Here is a 15,923-nt window from a genome sequence, read left to right on the forward strand (position 1 = left end):
CCGCCACCCCCACCGCCACCGCCCGAACTGTCGCCGCCCGCGGCGAACGCCGGAACGGCAAGGAACTGCAGAGCGATTAGCGCGCTCGCCGCCTGGATCAGCACTCTTTTATGCATCGAAGCCTCCTGGAGGGGTGAGAATAGAACACTAACGCCAAGTGGTTCGCGTTTCATCCCGGAAAAAGCAGGCCTGGAGAACATGAGGTGACGGATGGCGCAAATTCGGTATCATCGCGGATCGAATGAAGACTGAGCCCACGGAGACGGCCCGTGCAGCAACGGCTTGAGAAGAACTGGGAACTCTCGATCGGCCCCGACACCGTGCGCCTGTTCATCCTCAAGGCCAAGGCGCTGAGTGCGGCCGTCAACGAGGATTATGCCGACGGTGCCGAACACGAGATCGAATTCGACGGCGATACGCACGACAATCACCATCATGACGGCCTTGCCGAGGAAAGCTCGGAAAACCTGACCGAAGAGGAACTGCGCGAACTGATCAACGACCTCAATGTCGATGAAGCCGCCGAACTGATCGCGCTCGCCTGGGTCGGGCGTGGCGACTACGACCCCTTGGAATGGGCTGATGCCGTGACAGCGGCGCGCGAGCGCCCCAACAGGCGCACGGCAAAATACCTGCTCGGCATGCCGCTGCTTGCCGACTGGCTGGAAGAGGGGCTGGAAGCGATCGGCGCGTAACGCTGAAGTAACCGATTGTGATCGCCCGAAGCGGCCGCGCACGCAACTTCGGCATGCCGGTGCCGTTTCGGAGCGATGGCAACGCTGCACTCTTCCCGACCGTACCGGATCGCCTTGGTCATGGCGACGACAGTTCTGCTGGCGAGCCCGGCCGACGCCAAACATCGTCACAGGCGTTACCAGCCGCTTTCACCGCGAGTGGAGCAGCCGCTGACGCCGCGGGTCGACCAGCCCCTGAAGCCGCGGGGGAAATCGCGGCGCAAGCAGCCGAAACCGGGGGGCGAGCAACGGATCACGCGCGGCCCCGCACAGCAGACGCCGCTGCCTCCGCTGCCATCGTCCACCGATGTTCCCGTGCCGGAGCAACGTCCCGCAGGCACGCCAAACACGGAAGAAAATCCGAAGACGGAAGAACAGAAGGCCGAGGCTCCAAAGAGCGGCGGCAGCTCCGATCGGTTCAATGAAGAAACGTCCCATTACAAGAAACAGGCGCGCCCCGAACCGCCAGCCAATATGGAAAGCGAGCCGGAGCCGCCCGCCGTGGCGCCAACACCGACACCAAAGCCCGATGTCCAGGAGCCCGAGGCCCAGCCGCTCGACGTCGCCCCGCGGCCGCCGCAAAAGCCGGCCGATGCCGGCGACCAGAAGGTGCTTCCCGATCCGCGCTCGGCCGACCTGCCGGCGGACAAGATGCCCGCCGAAGAAGTTGCCTGCCGGGAGCGGCTGAAGGCGCTCGGCGTCGAATTCGAGGAACACAAGGCGGAAAGCAATCCCGAAATCGGCTGTTCGATCCCCTATCCCCTGGTGCTGAAGTCACTCGGCAAGTCGATCGCGATTGCCCCCGACACCGAGCTCAATTGCCCGATGGCGGAGGCGACGGCGCGTTTTGCCGCTGAGGTCGTCCAGCCAGCGGCGAAAGCCGAATTCGGCGCCGATCTGAAATCGATCGGCCAGGCATCGGCCTTCGTCTGCCGGCCGCGACACGGCGCCGGGAAACTGTCGGAGCACGCTTTCGGCAACGCGCTCGACATCGCCAGCTTCACCCTATCGGACGGCAGGACAATCGAGGTCGGCCTGACGCCGCCAGAGAAGGAGGGCAAGTTCCTCGACGCCGTGCGCAAGGCCGCCTGCGGTCCGTTCAAGACCGTGCTTGGACCCGGCGCCGACGCGGACCACGCCTTGCATTTCCATTTCGACCTCGAACCGCGCCGCCATGGCGGCACGTTTTGCCAGTGAGCATTGGCTGTCAGCCGCACGTGCCGCAATTCAGCCGCAGGCATGAACGTGGCCGCTGAGTTTTCCTTTACCCTTGATCGTTAAAATACCTGATATCCGGGCCATGATCCCGAAAAGTGGAACCGGTTTTCGGAAAAAGATCATGGTCAGGCAAAGGTAGAACCTGGTCAGGATCAGGTTCGGGGACAGGATTCCGCCAATGGCCGGCAAATTTCGCGCCGTGTTTCTCTCCATAGCGCGCCAACCCAGACCTGCGGCGCTGCTGGCCACCGGCCTTGCGCTGGCTACGGTTTCGGCCTGCAACACCGGCAATGTGCTGTCGCTCGAACCGGCGGTCGATGTCGGCTCGCAGACCGCGGCCGTGCCGCAATATTCAGGGATGCAGAGGCTTGTCCCGTCCAATCCCTACATGACCCAGGCCGCCTATCCGCGCATGGATACCCCGATGTCACCGACCGAACAGATGCCGGCCAGCGAGACAGACTGCCGCCAGCAGCTGAAACGCCTCGATGTTGCCTATACCGATCTGGCGCCGATCCATGAAGGCCAGTGCGGCATCGACTATCCGGTCAAGGTCTCGGCCATCGGCAGCGTCGAGATGAAGCCCGCCGCGACGCTGACCTGCGACATGGCCGCCACCTTCGCCGCCTGGACGAAGAACGAACTGGTTCCCTCCGCCCGCTGGCGCTACTTCTCCGGCGTCAAGACCATCCACCAGGGCTCGAGCTATTCCTGCCGCAACATCGCCGGCGAAGGCGTGCTGTCGGAGCACGGCAAAGGCAACGCGCTCGACGTCATGAGCATCGAGCTCAACAATGGCGATGACATCGACGTGCGCAAGCCCGGCCTGTTCGCCTTCCGCACGCGCGGCTTCCTCAACAATGTGCGTGCCGACGGCTGCCAGTATTTCACCACCGTGCTCGGCCCCGGCTACAACTACGACCACCGCAACCATTTCCATTTCGACATCAAGAACCGCAAGAACGGCTATCGCGCCTGCCGCTGATGCATGTCGCCCAAAAGTGACCTCGGTTTGGGAAAACGACATGCATAAGACCAAGAATCCAAATCGCGTCGCAGGAATCCCTTTCCAGCCGACGCGCTTTGGCATTGGCGACCATACCCTCTGCCGGCGGAACACGACTCCGCATAAAGTGAAGCCGAAACGTTCAGGCGGCGGCACATGGACCAGCAAAGCCTTCCGCGACGCATTGCAATCTGGGTGGTCGCCTTTCTGGCCGCCTGGCTGGCGCTCGCCTATGTCGCCGCGCCGGGATTCTGGACATTCCGGAACCGCGGCTTTCGCAACAACCCCTTCGAGATGGTCACGCACACGCCGCAAGGCATTCCCGGCGACCCGATCAATGTCGGTCTTGTCGGTACCGAGAAGGAGGTGGTCCATGCCTTCGCCGTCGCCGGCTGGGATACGGCCGACGCCGTCACCTTGAGAACCGCCATCGATATCGGCGAAAGTGTCCTGTTTTCCCGCCCCTATCCCGATGCGCCGATGAGCCGCCTGCTGTTCGAAGGCCACGCCCAGGAGCTCGCTTTCGAAAAGCCGGCCGGCGACAGTGCCGACCGGCGCCATCACGTCCGTCTCTGGCAGACGGACACGGTCGGCGATGACGGCCGTCCGTTCTGGTTGGGTGCCGCAAGCTTCGATCGCGGCGTCGGTCTCAGCCACGACACGGGCGCGATCACGCATCACATCAGCCCCGACATCGACGCTGAACGCCAGTTTCTCATCGGCGATCTGAGTGCCGCCGGCCAGTTGATCTCGACCAGCGAACTGGCTGGCATCGGCGCCACCACGACCGGCCGCAATGGCGGTCGCGATCCCTACTTCACCGACGGTAAGGCAATCATCGGCGTGTTGAAGCAGCTGCGGTGACACGTGTCACGCCGCGGTGATCACGATCTTGGCGAATCGACGGCCCCGCGCATTGTCGTGCACGCCGTCTGGCCGGTAACGCGCGCTCACGCCAAAGGTGCGGGTTGCAGTCGATGCCCTTGTCGAACACTTTTCGGCGCCGCCGCGAGACAACGCCCGAAAGATATGCGTCATAGTCTAAAAATGACAGCGGACTATTTTCGAGCGGCCCAACGCAATGCTATTGAGCCCTCATGCTATACGTTGAAATCGCTATCGTGGTCGTCCTCATTTGCGTGAACGGCCTTCTGGCAATGTCCGAGCTCGCCATTGTCTCGTCACGGCCAGCCCGGCTCAAGGCAATGATCGACCGCAATGTCAACGGCGCCGGCCGTGCGCTGGCGCTCGGCTCCAATCCCGGCAAGTTCCTGTCCTCGGTGCAGATCGGCATCACCCTGGTCGGTGTCCTCTCCGGCGCCTTCTCCGGCGCCACGCTGGGTGATCGACTGGCGGTGTTCCTTGCCTCGACCGGCATCCGCGAAGGCATCGCCGACCCGCTCGGCGTCGGCATCGTGGTTGCCATCATTACCTATTTCTCACTGATTGTTGGCGAACTGGTGCCCAAGCAGATCGCCTTGCGCGATCCCGAGCGGGTTGCCGTCCGCGCGGCGCCCGCGATGACCATCCTTGCCACCGTTTCGGCGCCATTGGTGTTCCTGCTCGACGTTTCCGGCCGGGCTGTTCTGTGGCTGCTCGGCCAGCGCGGCGAAAGCGAGGAGAAGGTCACCGACGAGGAGATCAAGATGCTGGTCGCCGAGGCCGAGCATCACGGCACCATCGAATCCGACGAGCGCCGCATGATCGCCGGCGTCATGCGGCTTGGTGACCGCGCCGTGCGCGCCGTGATGTCGCCGCGCACCGACGTCGACTGGATCAATCTGCAGTCCGACGATGCCACGATCCGCAAGCTTTTGATGGAGACGCAGCATTCACGTCTGCCGGCCGGCGACGGCAGCGTCGACGCCATGATCGGCGTCGTGCAGACCCGCGACGTGCTGGCGGCACTGCTTGGCGGTCGCGCGCTCGATCCGCGCAAACATGTGCGCGCGGCACCCATCGTCCACGACCAGGCCGACGCACTGGACGTGCTGCAGAAGCTGAAAGAATCCGACGTGCCGATGGCGCTGGTGCATGACGAATACGGCCACTTCGAAGGCATCGTCACCCCTGCGGACATTCTCGAGGCCATCACCGGCGTCTTCCGCTCGGATCTCGAAGCCGGCGAGGAAGAAAACGCCGTCCAGCGCGACGACGGCTCCTGGCTGCTCGCCGGCTACATGCAGGCCGACGAGATGGCCGAGGTCCTCGGCATCGACCTGCCGGAAAACCGCGACTATGAGACCGTCGCCGGCTATGTGCTGTCACACATGCATCATTTGCCAACGACCGGCGAATGCGTCGACGCTCAAGGCTGGCGCTTCGAAGTGGTCGATCTCGACGGCCGCCGCATCGACAAGCTGATCGCCACCCGCCTGCAGAGCGGCCACCGTGAGGTGGTGCGCTGACAACAGAGGTCAAGCTGATCGAGATGGCCGCGAGGGTCAGACCAGGGACCCTGCGGCATGCCAAATTGCGCTAGCCGTCCGACTCGAGGGAACTCGCTCTCTCAAACCGTGGCTTCGATTGGTTCGGCAAGTCTGGGGTTTGAGCGCGTGGCGATCAGGCAACTGGCCACGATGAGGCCCGCTCCACCCAGCGTGGTCCAGGTCACCGCCTCGTCGAAGAAGAGGAAGCCGAGCGCGATCGCCCAGATGAAGGCCGAGTATTCCGTCGGGATCAGATATTGCGCTTCGGCGCGGGCATAGGCCCAGCTCATCAGGAATTGGCCGGCGAGTGACAGTGCCGTCACTCCGGCAAGCGGAAGCCAGAGATTGCCCGGCAGGGCGATGGCGAGCCAGGGCGCGGCAAGGCCAAGGATCACCGCAACGCAGAGGTTCTGGAACAGCATGATCTCGATGGGCTTGGCCACCAGCGCCTGTTGCCGCGCAAGGATCAGATTGTAGGCGTAGAACACGGTCGATACGAGCACCGCGGCAGTCCCAAGCAGGGCATCCCCGGCATAGCTTTTCTGCCCGAACTGTCCGGCCACGATGATTGCGACGCCCGCTATCCCGGCCAATGAGGCCCAGATCGCCTGCCGCTGTATCCGCTCGCCCAGCAAAAGCGCGGCCAGGAGAAGCGCAAACAGGGGCGCTACGAAACTAAGCCCGATCGCCTCCGCCAGCGGCAGCCTGGCAAGCCCCCAGAAGAAGGACAAAAGGACGATGCCGACAACAGCGGCCCGCAGCGCATGCAGCCTCAGCACCGAGGGAGCAGGAAGCGAGCGCGGCCCCGCCAACCAGCCGGTGCCCGCGACCACGGTCGCCAGCATGCTGCGCCACAGCACCGTATTGTAAACGCCGACCGCGATGACCAGCACCTTCATCGCGGCATCCATGCCGGACAGGAGGAAGATGCCAAGCGCGCATACGAGCACCGGGATCATCGGGGAAACGGCGCCGGCCAGGCTGGATGACTTCACGCGGGCGTACTCAGGTGACGGATGCAAGCTGACATATCAGGGCAAGGCGGCGGGGCCAGATGGCAGCTCCGACCATATGGCGGTCCAACGATGCCGGCGCGCCTCACGCTTCGCGGCCCGCACGACAAAGCGGGCGATCCGATCCTGCTACTCGACCAGGACCGTAGCCGATGGAACTGGTCGCTGATCCGCCGCGGTCTCGACGGCCTGAACCGCGCGATGACCCTGACACCGACACCCGGCCCCTATCTGCTGCAGGCGATGATCGCCGCCTGCCATGCCCGCGCGGTGACCGCCGCCGACACCGACTGGATCGCGATATCGGCCTGTTACCAGGCCCTTGCCGTGGCCGGCTCGGCGCCGCCCCTCATCGCCCTGCCGGGCACTTCTCCCCGTATGGTGACGGGGAGAAGGCCGCTGTCATCGATGGTTTCGCCAAACAGAAACGTTGCAGAATATCAAGCCGAGGTCGCGGTCAGCCCCTTCTCCCCGTCACCATACGGGGAGAAGGTGGCGGCAGCCGGATGAGGGGCAGCGCGACGTTTGCTCGAGCAGCACTTATGGGGCCCCAACGAAAAAGGGCGGCGCAAGCGCCGCCCCACATCCCTTGGGAGGATAATCTCAAAGAGCGATCATGCCGCCTTGATTTCATCGTCGACCACTTCGGCGTCGCGCGCCTTCTTCAGCGCCTTGGCCCACCAGGCGACATCGTTGACCAGCGCGGCGGCGGCCTGGTTCAGGTGCTCGAGATCTTCAAGCTTCTTCTCGCCCTGGCGCACGGCGAGGAAGTCGCCCCAGGCGATATGGACGGCGGACTTGACCGGCGCCATCTGCAGTTCGACGGCATGGAGGCGGAGCTGCTCGACGGCGCGGGCGCCGCCGACGCTGCCATAGCCGACGAAGCCGGCCGGCTTCTTGTTCCATTCGTTGGCGGCGTAGTCGATGGCGTTCTTCAGCACCGCCGTCGGGCCATGATTGTATTCGGCGGCGGTGAAGATGAAGCCGTCATACTCGGCGACCTTCTTCTGCCAGCGCTGCGCCACCTCGTTGGTCGAGGGCACCCAGGCGGAGGAGGCGACTTCGTCGAAGAAAGGCAGCGGGAAGTCACGCAGGTCGACGACTTCCACGTCGATGTCGGCATGCGACTTGGCGATCTTGGCGATCCATTGGGTGGGCACATCGGCGAAGCGCGCGGCGCGCGTCGAACCGACGACGATGGCGATCTTGGGTTTTGACATGGGAGGCTCTCCATTCCGGTAAAAGCTGGTATCGTTTAGATACCGGCGCTATATGAGATACCGTCAACTCCCGACGCAAGGAGGCACCTTTTTGTTACTGAGGCACCCGCACCGCACCGAAGACTGCCGCGCCATTTCGGAAATCCTGCAGCGCGTCGGCGACAAATGGACCGTGCTCGTGGTCGGCAAGCTTGGCGATGGGCCGCTGCGTTTCAATGAGTTGCGCGCCGCTGTCGGCGGCATCTCGCAGAAGATGCTGACCACCACCTTGCGCGGCCTGGAACGCGACGGTTTCGTCACCCGCACCGTGTTCCCGACCATCCCGCCGCGCGTCGATTACGAACTGACCGAACTCGGCCACGAACTCTTGATTCCGGTCAGCGCGCTTGGCGAATGGGCGCGTAGGAACACCCAGCGCGTCAGGGCGGCACGCGAGAAATTCGACGGCATGCATGGCTGAAACCCTTGCGCGGCAAGGAATCCGGAGTTTCACGGTCAGCGACGCTGCTGGACAGCAAGCGAACCCGTAATTCTCTAAACGAGGTCCCGCAGCTCTGTCTTATGGCGCTTGAGATTGATCAATGCACGCGCCAGCCCGACGACGCCAGTCATAAACCAAGGGCTATCATGAGGCTCGTGGCGCCATGTTCCCGCAAGGCGCCGGACTGCAGATCGCGCATGTCGCGGCAGGCACCCCGACGCCCTTGCCGCCGTGCAAGCAGGCGGTGCGTGGAAGGTCGTCTTTGGCTTCGGCATAGGTGGTTACGCCGAGCAGGCAGACCAGAGCGACAAGGGCTGCCAACGGGCCAGCCGTTCAGCATGTGTTGACGCATTGTCTCTCCTCCAACACCGGCAGAATCAGGCGTGAAGGCAACCGTCGAATGTCGCGAAGCGCGACGCCCGCACGGGCGATGTTGCAATCGGCCTGTATGGGGAGAACTGGCTGTCGTCAATTCTCGGCGGGCACCGCCTTCGGCTTGCCCTCGCCATCCAGCGCCACCATGACGAAATCGGCGTGCGTCACCTTTTCCATCAGGTCGGAGAGATAGCGCTGCGCCCAGGCCTCGACCTTGAGTGTCATCGAGGTGCGGCCGACGCGTTCGACATGGGTGTAGATGCACAGCGTGTCGCCGATCTTCATCGGCTTGGCGAAGGACATCTCCTTGACCGCCGCCGTCACCACGCGCCCCCTGGCGCGCTCGGCGGCGCGGATGCCACAGGCAAGGTCCATCTGCGCCATCACCCAGCCGCCGAAAATGTCGCCGGCCGCATTGGCGTCCGAAGGCATGGCGAGCGTGCGCAGCGTCAGGTCTCCGATCGGCCGTCCATCCGCGTAGTGCACCATGCGAGAAATCCCTTGAGATCGATTGCCCTCGATCCCGTAGCGTCACGGCGCAGGCACGTCAACGCGCGGCGGGATCGTGCCACGGCCTGCATCGCGCTTGTCCATGCGACCGCCTCTCGCACTCCCGGCAAAACCTCGCCTGGCGGCTAAAAGTAGCGCGCGAGGTTCGAGCGGATGCGATCGAGAACGGTATTTCCCGACACGTCGGGAACGAATGCCTTGCCCGTGATCGCCTCGTAGGCCTGCGCGTATATCCTGGAGGCCTGTTCGACGATCTCGTCGGGAATCTTCGGGATCGGATCCTTGTAGGGATCGCAGCGCGCCGTCACCCACGAGCGGATGAAATCCTTGTCGAAGCTCTCCGGCCGCGTGCCGCTTGCGAGCGCCTGTTCGTAACTCGCCGCGATCCAGTAGCGGCTGCTGTCGGGCGTGTGGATTTCGTCGGCCAGGATGATGGTGCCGTTCCTGTCGGTGCCGAATTCGTATTTCGTGTCGGCCAGGATCAGGCCGCGCTCGGCGGCGCGCGCCTGGCCGCGGGCGAACAGCTTCAACGCGTAGCTCGAAACGGTATCCCACTGCGCCTGCGTGAGCAGGCCCTGCTCGATGATCTCGGCCCTGGACAACGGCTCGTCATGGCCGCCATCCGCCGCCTTGCTGGTCGGCGTGATCACAGGCTCGGCCAGCTTTTCATTGTCGCGCAGGCCGTCGGGCAGGCGCATTCCATACATGTCCCGATCGCCGCGCTTGTAGCGGGTCAGGATCGAGGTGCTGGTGGTTCCGGCCAGGTAGCCACGCACGACGATCTCGACCGGCAGGATATCGAGTCGCGTGCCGACGACGACATTGGGATCGGGATATTCGAGCACATGGTTCGGGCAGATATCGGCGGTTTCCTCGAACCAGTACCGCGCCGTCTGGGTGAGTATCTCTCCCTTGAACGGGATCGAGGTCAGGATGAGGTCGAAGGCACTGAGGCGGTCCGTGGCGATGATGATGCGCCGCCCGTCGGCCAGGTCGTAATTCTCGCGGACCTTGCCCTTGTAGTGGCCCGGCAGTTCGGGAATGAAAGCATCCGACAGGGTCCGCATCTGATTTCCTGCCTTCCGCAGAGTGGCCAGGGCATGGTTCCGAAAAGTTGCAGACTTTTCGGAAAAAATCATGCGCCAAAATAATTCCATCGCATAAGCTGTCGGCCCCATGCATATCAAGCGCGATTGTCGGTATTCCCCGCAACTCGCCCCGGCATCGCGGTCGCTTTTTTCACAACGCATGCCGGAAGGCACGGCGACGTGGCGGACCAGTCGCGTCTAGGCTGCGGCCAGATTTTCGGAGCCGCTTATTTCCATCATGCAGACTTATGATTTCATTATCGTCGGCTCCGGCTCGGCCGGTTCGGTGCTCGCGGATAAATTGTCGGCCTCCGGCCGGTTCTCGGTGCTGGTGCTCGAAGCGGGCGGCACCGACCGGCGCTTCTACGTGCAGATGCCGCTGGGCTACGGCAAGACCTTCTTCGACCCCAAGGTCAACTGGAACTACAAGCCCGAGCCCGACCCCGGCCTTGGCGGCAATGTCGACCATTGGCCGCGCGGCAAGCTGCTCGGCGGCTCGAGCTCGATCAACGCCATGGTCTGGATCAGGGGCGCGCGCGAGGATTTCGATGACTGGCGCGCCGCCGGCAATCCCGGCTGGGGCTACGACGATTTGCTGCCGGTCTTCAAGGCGATCGAGGACAATGAGGCCGGCGCCGACAAATGGCGCGGCACCGGCGGCCCGCTGCACATCACCGACACCACGAAGGCCGTCCACCCGCTGACCAAGCGTTATCTCGCCGCCGGCCAGCAGGCCGGTCTGCCGCTCAATCCTGATTTCAATGGCGCGGCCCAGGAAGGCGTCGGCGTCTACCAGATCTCGACCAGGAACGGCCGCCGCATGTCGGCGGCCCGCGCCTTCCTGCGCCCGGCGATGAAGCGCGGCAATGTCCGCGTCGAGACCAACGCGCTGGCAAGCCGCATCCTGTTCGAGGGCAAGCGCGCCGTCGGCATCGAATATTTTCAGTACGGCCAGACGAAGACGGCCCGCGCCGGCCGCGAGGTGATTCTTTCCACCGGCTCGATCAACTCGCCGCAGCTTTTGCAACTCTCCGGCATCGGACCCTTGGCGCTGCTCAAGCAGTTGGGCATCCCGGTCGTTCAGGCCAACGAGAATGTCGGCGCCAATCTGCAGGACCATGTCGGCATCAACTACACGTTCAAGGGCAAACTGCCGACGCTCAACCAGATCCTACGTCCCTGGTGGGGCAAGCTGCTGGTTGGCATGCAATACATCCTCACCCGTTCCGGCCCGTTGTCGCTGTCGATGAACCATGGCGGTGGTTTCTTCCGCACCGACCCGGCGGCCATGCGGCCCAATATGCAGCTCTATTTCCAGGCCTTCTCGACCATTATTCCAAAGAGCGGCGAGCGTCCGATCCTGACCCCGGATCCCTGGCCGGGCTTCTCCATCGGCCTGTCCAACTGCCGCCCGTCGAGCCGTGGCGAGATCATGATCCGCTCCAGCAACCCGCTGGATCATCCAAAAATCGTCGCCAACGCCTATTCGACCAATGCGGACGTCGAGGAAATGCTGGCGGCGGTGAAGTTCGTGCGCAAGATCGCATCGATGCCGGCCATGGCCGAGATCATCGCCGAAGAGGTTCTGCCCGGCCCGTCGATCCAGTCCGACGCCGACCTGATCACGGATTTCAGAAAGCGCTCCGGCACCGTCTATCACCCGGTTTCGACCTGCCGCATGGGCCCCGACCCATCGCGCGCCGTCGTCGATCCGCGGCTTAAGGTGCACGGGCTCGAAGGCCTGCGCGTCATCGACGCCTCGATTTTCCCGGACAACATCACCGGCAACACCAACGCCGCCTCCGTCATGACCGGATGGAAGGGCGCCGAACTGGTTCTGGAGGACCACAAATGAAGATCACCGACGTCAAGACCTGGGTTGTCGGCAACCCACCGCCCGGCATCGGCGGCAAGTATTTCATCTTCGTCAAGCTGACCACCGATGGCGGCGTGGTCGGTTACGGCGAGGCCTACAACGCCACCTTCTCGGCCCATGTCACCGCCAGGATGGTCGAGGACATGGCCGAGCGCTATCTGGTCGGCCGCGACCCGCACGACGTCGAGAACTTCTTCCGCCGCGCCTATTCCTCGGGCTTCACCCAGCGCCCCGACGTGTCCGGCATGGGCTGTTTCTCCGCGCTCGAAATGGCCTGCTGGGACATTATCGGCAAGGAGGCGAATAAGCCGGTCTACAAATTGCTTGGGGGCCAGGTGCATGAGACGCTGCGCTCCTACACCTATCTCTATCCGCACACCGGCAGCGTTCATTCCGAGGATGCGCCGGACGGCAAGAATGTCTACAACGATCCCGATCTGGCGGCGGCCTGCGCGCTCGAATATGTCGAGCAGGGCTTCAATGCCGTCAAGCTCGACCCGGCCGGCCCCTATACCGCCTTCGACGGCCACCAGCCGCGCCTGCTCGACATCGATGTCTCCACCCGCATGATCAAGGCGATCCGCGAGGCGGTCGGCACCCGCGCCGACATATTGTTCGGCACGCATGGCCAGTTCACCGCTTCGGGCGCGCTGCGCATCGCGCGCGCCATCGAGCCCTATGATCCGCTGTGGTTCGAGGAGCCGGTGCCGCCCGATATGCCCGAAGTGATGGCGCAGGTCGCTCGCGGCACCTCCATCCCGATCGCCACCGGCGAGCGGCTGACGACAAAGTCCGAATTCGCCCGCGTCATAGAGAACCGCGCGGCGACCATCCTGCAGCCGGATCTCGGCCGCTCCGGCGGCATTCTCGAAACCAAGAAGATCGCTGCCATGGCCGAGGCCTATCACATCCAGATCGCGCCGCACTGCTATTGCGGACCGATCGTCGGTGCCGCCAACATCCAGCTGGCGGTGACGCTGCCCAACTTCCTCATTCTCGAATCCCTGAAGCAGTGGGATGGTTTCCACGCCACCCTGCTGAAGAAGAAGATCGAGTGGCAGGACGGCAACGTCATCCCGTCGAAGGAGCCCGGCCTCGGCGTCGAGCTCAACGAGGACGTCTGCGACGCGCATCCCTACACCGGCAAGGACCTGCATCTGCAGATGATGCAGACGCCATTGATGCCGTGAGCGAAAGCTACGCCTTCGTCGGCCTTGGCCATCTCGGCGGCAACCTTGCCGCCAGCCTCATCCGCAACGGCTTCGCGGTCACCGTCTTCGACCGCGACCCCGCGGCGATCGAGCGCCTGGTAGCGCTCGGCGCCACATCGGCGAACAGCCCAGCCGAGGCCTCGGCGCAGGCCGGCAATGCCATCTCTTGCCTGCCGTCGCCCAAGGTCAGTGAAGCGGTGCTGGCCGGCCCCGGCGGATTGCTGGAAGGCTTGCCCAAGGGCGGCACCTGGATCGAGATGTCGACCAATGGCCGTGACGAGATCGTGCGCCTCGCCGCGCTCGCCTCGGCCAAGGGTGTCGAGACCTTGGAATGCCCAGTCACCGGCGGCGTGCATCTGGCGGCGGCTGGAAAAATCACCGCGCTGGTCGGCGGCGATGCCGGGCTTTACGAACGCCATCGCTCTGCAATCGAAGCCATGTGCGCGCGGTCTTTCCTGATGGGCCCGGTTGGCTCGGCGGCGGTGATCAAGGTGATCACCAACATGCTGGCCTTCATCCATCTCGTCGCCGCCGGAGAGGCGCTGATGCTGGCCAAGCAAGGCGGGCTCGACCTTGCCCAGTCCTATCACGCCATCGTCGCCTCCTCCGGCAACAGCTTCGTGCATGAGACCGAAAGCCAGCTCGTTCTCAACGGTTCCTACGATATCGGCTTCACCATGGATCTGGCGCTGAAGGACCTTGGCTTCGCGCTCGGCATGGGCAGGGATTTCGGCGTGCCGCTCGAGCTGGCCTCGCGCGTCAACGCGATTTTTGAGCAAGGCAAGGAAGCCTATGGCGGCGGTGCCTGGTCGACCCAGATCGTCAAGCTGCTCGAGGACGCTGTTGGTACGGACCTGCGCGCGGCCGGTTTCCCGGCCAAGCTGGAGATATGATCCCGGCAAACCAGCGAGTGAAATCAAGGCGTTGAGCAAGCATCTGGAATCACGGCCGCAACAACTTGAATCAGAGCTAGAACATCCCGACTGGTTTATCGGGAGAGTTTCGATCAGACTGCATGTCTCGGCGATTGGCGGGAAACACCCTTCCCTTCGTCATCCTATGGCGAAGCAAGGAGCGAAGCGACGCGGCGCAGACCATAGGATCCATGCCGTGAGTTCAAAGCGTTGCGACGGCCCGAAATTCTGCTCCGCCGCACTCTTCGGCCAAGGTCGCGGCATGGATCCCAGGGTCTCCGCGACGGAGCTTCGCTCCTGCTTCGCCCTGGGATGACGAGGTTGTGGGACGCTCTGCCCTCGGGCAACGCCTTGATTCAATATCTGAGCGTCAGGGCGCCGGGCAGGATCTCGAAGGTCGCCGGTATGCGTCCGGGCGACTCGCCATCTATGTCGACCAGCGCGCCGTTCTCTGCCCCATCGCCGAGCGGTTCGACAACCACTTTCCTGCCGCGCAGGATGGTGATCGCCGGATGGTCGCGGTGCCGACCGCCATAGAGCAGGCGGATATCCCAGATCAGCTTCAGCTTGCCCGCCGCGCGCAGGATGACGATGTCGAACTGCCCGTCGGTCAGTTCGGCGTCGGGCGCGATCATCATGCCGCCGCCGAAGAACTTGCCGTTGGCCACCGCCACCAGCGCCATGCGTGCCTCGACCGGAGCGCCGTCATCGATGGTGATCCTGACATTCTGGAAGCGATAACGGACGAACTCGACCACGGTGCGCCAGAGGAACAGCGTCTTGGCCGACATCCTGCCCTTGCGCTTGTCGGCATTGACGGCGCGGTCGGTGGCGCCGGACAGGCCGAGGCTGGCGATATTGATGAAATGGCGGCTCGCCAGCGCGCCATGGTCGTCGATGTAGCAGATGCGGCCGGCGTCGACCGCCCTCGCCTTCGCCTCGGCCATCCGCTCGAGGCTCGCATCGACCTCCTTCGGCAGGCCGAGCCCGCGCGCGAAATCGATGCCGGTGCCACAGGGCAGCAAGCCGAGTTCGGTCTTCCGCCCGCCCTCCTCGCCGGCCTGCAGCAGCCCGTCTGCCACTTCGCTCGCCGTGCCGTCGCCGCCGGCCGCGATCACCAGGTCGAAACCGTTTGCCGCCAGATCGATCGCCAGCCGCTCGGCGTCCCCCTCGGCCTGCGTCTCGCGCATCTCGAAATCGCCAAAGTGCTTCTTCAGCGAAGCGGTGACCTCAGGCCAATACCGTTTCAGCCGGCCGCCGCCGGCAATCGGATTGAGAACCACCCCAACTTTCAATGCGCATCCTCCCCGCGCGCCGAGCTGTGCTCGATCCTTTGCCGGCATTGAAGCCCGCGCCCATTGGCGGAGCAAGAGGGACCTTCGATCGGAGCATTAAAAAGTAGGGGCAGGCTGTCTAAAGCAGTCAGGGCCGAAATTCCGGGCCCAGTGGCAAACGCTCCCCGATAATCCCACTATCCACAGGCCCGGGACCATTCCCCAGAACCCTTACCCGGCGTAAGTTCAACCCATCTCAGGCGGCTACCGATCATCGAGCCGAAAGGCGAAAGTGAAAGGCGGATTTCCTGAGGCCCGTACGGCCCGGATCGAGAACAGGCTTGCCTGTACGAGGGACGGAAGCCGAGATCTACGGGGCCGCGGAAAGCGTGCCAACGCCGACGGCGGACCGATGCTGCCATGAAGGACGGCAAAAACCTTCGATGGCACGCAGGGTAAAGCCCGCAAGGGCCAAGGCCAGCGTGGTCTGGAACGGATGCTGCCCCTGGGCGGCTTCTGGCAGGACCGTCAAAATCAAGGCCGGCATGGCGCGACGACTGTACGGAAGTTGCTG

General features: G+C 63.9%; 15 protein-coding genes. 10 read left to right on the forward strand and 5 right to left on the reverse strand.

The window, feature by feature from the left end; genetic code table 11:
• The first annotated feature begins 269 nt into the window (after positions 1-269).
• From FJ930_RS14755 to FJ930_RS14775, 5 genes are all read left to right on the forward strand, one after another.
• The gene (locus FJ930_RS14755) at positions 270-695 is read left to right on the forward strand and encodes a DUF3775 domain-containing protein (protein ID WP_141838592.1); all 426 of its coding nucleotides are present in this window, start codon (positions 270-272) and stop codon (positions 693-695) included.
• 198 nt (positions 696-893) lie between these two features.
• A complete protein-coding gene (locus FJ930_RS14760) occupies positions 894-1,931 on the forward strand; it encodes an extensin family protein (protein WP_246676925.1) in 1,038 nt (345 codons plus the stop codon).
• Positions 1,932-2,130: 199 nt separating this feature from the next.
• The gene (locus tag FJ930_RS14765) at positions 2,131-2,937 is read left to right on the forward strand and encodes an extensin family protein (protein WP_141838596.1); all 807 of its coding nucleotides are present in this window, start codon (positions 2,131-2,133) and stop codon (positions 2,935-2,937) included.
• Between the two features lie 177 nt (positions 2,938-3,114).
• Entirely contained in the window at positions 3,115-3,822 is a 708-nt protein-coding gene (locus FJ930_RS14770) for an LssY C-terminal domain-containing protein (protein WP_141838597.1), read from the forward strand.
• A 233-nt stretch (positions 3,823-4,055) separates the two neighbouring features.
• Positions 4,056-5,366, forward strand: coding sequence for a hemolysin family protein (locus tag FJ930_RS14775; RefSeq protein ID WP_141838599.1), 1,311 nt, complete (start codon positions 4,056-4,058; stop codon positions 5,364-5,366).
• Positions 5,367-5,467: 101 nt separating this feature from the next.
• Here the strand turns inward: FJ930_RS14775 and FJ930_RS14780 are convergent, their stop codons facing one another.
• Complete coding sequence (locus tag FJ930_RS14780) at positions 5,468-6,346, reverse strand: DMT family transporter (RefSeq protein ID WP_141838845.1); 879 nt, start codon at positions 6,344-6,346, stop codon at positions 5,468-5,470.
• A 126-nt stretch (positions 6,347-6,472) separates the two neighbouring features.
• Here FJ930_RS14780 and FJ930_RS30485 point away from each other — a divergent pair, with 126 nt between their 5' ends.
• On the forward strand, positions 6,473-6,910 hold the full coding sequence (locus FJ930_RS30485; protein WP_246676920.1) for a hypothetical protein: 438 nt from the start codon (positions 6,473-6,475) through the stop codon (positions 6,908-6,910).
• 104 nt (positions 6,911-7,014) lie between these two features.
• Here the strand turns inward: FJ930_RS30485 and FJ930_RS14795 are convergent, their stop codons facing one another.
• Positions 7,015-7,620: an NADPH-dependent FMN reductase gene (locus FJ930_RS14795; protein ID WP_141838600.1), complete on the reverse strand. Its 606-nt coding sequence runs from the start codon at positions 7,618-7,620 to the stop codon at positions 7,015-7,017.
• 91 nt (positions 7,621-7,711) lie between these two features.
• Here FJ930_RS14795 and FJ930_RS14800 point away from each other — a divergent pair, with 91 nt between their 5' ends.
• Positions 7,712-8,080 (forward strand): helix-turn-helix domain-containing protein, encoded by a 369-nt coding sequence (locus FJ930_RS14800; protein ID WP_172349001.1) that lies wholly within the window; start codon positions 7,712-7,714, stop codon positions 8,078-8,080.
• A gap of 489 nt (positions 8,081-8,569) precedes the next feature.
• Here the strand turns inward: FJ930_RS14800 and FJ930_RS14810 are convergent, their stop codons facing one another.
• Positions 8,570-8,965 (reverse strand): acyl-CoA thioesterase, encoded by a 396-nt coding sequence (locus FJ930_RS14810; RefSeq protein WP_140749756.1) that lies wholly within the window; start codon positions 8,963-8,965, stop codon positions 8,570-8,572.
• A 146-nt stretch (positions 8,966-9,111) separates the two neighbouring features.
• A complete protein-coding gene (locus FJ930_RS14815) occupies positions 9,112-10,053 on the reverse strand; it encodes a phosphoribosylaminoimidazolesuccinocarboxamide synthase (protein WP_141838602.1) in 942 nt (313 codons plus the stop codon).
• Between the two features lie 259 nt (positions 10,054-10,312).
• On the opposite strand from FJ930_RS14815, the gene FJ930_RS14820 reads away from it, so the two are divergent.
• Genes FJ930_RS14820 through FJ930_RS14830 form a run of 3 tightly spaced genes read left to right on the forward strand, consistent with a single transcriptional unit; the run spans position 10,313 to position 14,054 of the window.
• Positions 10,313-11,929 (forward strand): GMC family oxidoreductase N-terminal domain-containing protein, encoded by a 1,617-nt coding sequence (locus FJ930_RS14820; RefSeq protein WP_141838604.1) that lies wholly within the window; start codon positions 10,313-10,315, stop codon positions 11,927-11,929.
• Positions 11,926-13,140 (forward strand): mandelate racemase/muconate lactonizing enzyme family protein, encoded by a 1,215-nt coding sequence (locus FJ930_RS14825; protein ID WP_141838606.1) that lies wholly within the window; start codon positions 11,926-11,928, stop codon positions 13,138-13,140. The genes FJ930_RS14820 and FJ930_RS14825 overlap by 4 nt, the downstream gene beginning before the upstream one ends.
• Positions 13,137-14,054 (forward strand): NAD(P)-dependent oxidoreductase, encoded by a 918-nt coding sequence (locus FJ930_RS14830; protein ID WP_141838607.1) that lies wholly within the window; start codon positions 13,137-13,139, stop codon positions 14,052-14,054. The genes FJ930_RS14825 and FJ930_RS14830 overlap by 4 nt, the downstream gene beginning before the upstream one ends.
• Before the next feature lie 377 nt (positions 14,055-14,431).
• Here the strand turns inward: FJ930_RS14830 and FJ930_RS14835 are convergent, their stop codons facing one another.
• The gene (locus FJ930_RS14835) at positions 14,432-15,370 is read right to left on the reverse strand and encodes a diacylglycerol kinase family protein (protein WP_141838609.1); all 939 of its coding nucleotides are present in this window, start codon (positions 15,368-15,370) and stop codon (positions 14,432-14,434) included.
• Positions 15,371-15,923: the final 553 nt, after the last annotated feature.

The organism is Mesorhizobium sp. B2-4-15, assembly GCF_006658505.1.
Classification (GTDB): domain Bacteria; phylum Pseudomonadota; class Alphaproteobacteria; order Rhizobiales; family Rhizobiaceae; genus Mesorhizobium.

Bases quoted from the DNA above. Each gene is read 5' to 3' on its own strand.
- FJ930_RS14795 (WP_141838600.1), bottom strand. From the start codon at position 7,620: ATGTCAAAACCCAAGATCGCCATCGTCGTCGGTTCGACGCGCGCCGCG.
- FJ930_RS30485 (WP_246676920.1), top strand. From the start codon at position 6,473: ATGCCGGCGCGCCTCACGCTTCGCGGCCCGCACGACAAAGCGGGCGAT.
- FJ930_RS14815 (WP_141838602.1), bottom strand. From the start codon at position 10,053: ATGCGGACCCTGTCGGATGCTTTCATTCCCGAACTGCCGGGCCACTAC.
- FJ930_RS14820 (WP_141838604.1), top strand. From the start codon at position 10,313: ATGCAGACTTATGATTTCATTATCGTCGGCTCCGGCTCGGCCGGTTCG.
- FJ930_RS14775 (WP_141838599.1), top strand. From the start codon at position 4,056: ATGCTATACGTTGAAATCGCTATCGTGGTCGTCCTCATTTGCGTGAAC.
- FJ930_RS14810 (WP_140749756.1), bottom strand. From the start codon at position 8,965: ATGGTGCACTACGCGGATGGACGGCCGATCGGAGACCTGACGCTGCGC.
- FJ930_RS14780 (WP_141838845.1), bottom strand. From the start codon at position 6,346: ATGATCCCGGTGCTCGTATGCGCGCTTGGCATCTTCCTCCTGTCCGGC.
- FJ930_RS14825 (WP_141838606.1), top strand. From the start codon at position 11,926: ATGAAGATCACCGACGTCAAGACCTGGGTTGTCGGCAACCCACCGCCC.
- FJ930_RS14765 (WP_141838596.1), top strand. From the start codon at position 2,131: ATGGCCGGCAAATTTCGCGCCGTGTTTCTCTCCATAGCGCGCCAACCC.
- FJ930_RS14770 (WP_141838597.1), top strand. From the start codon at position 3,115: ATGGACCAGCAAAGCCTTCCGCGACGCATTGCAATCTGGGTGGTCGCC.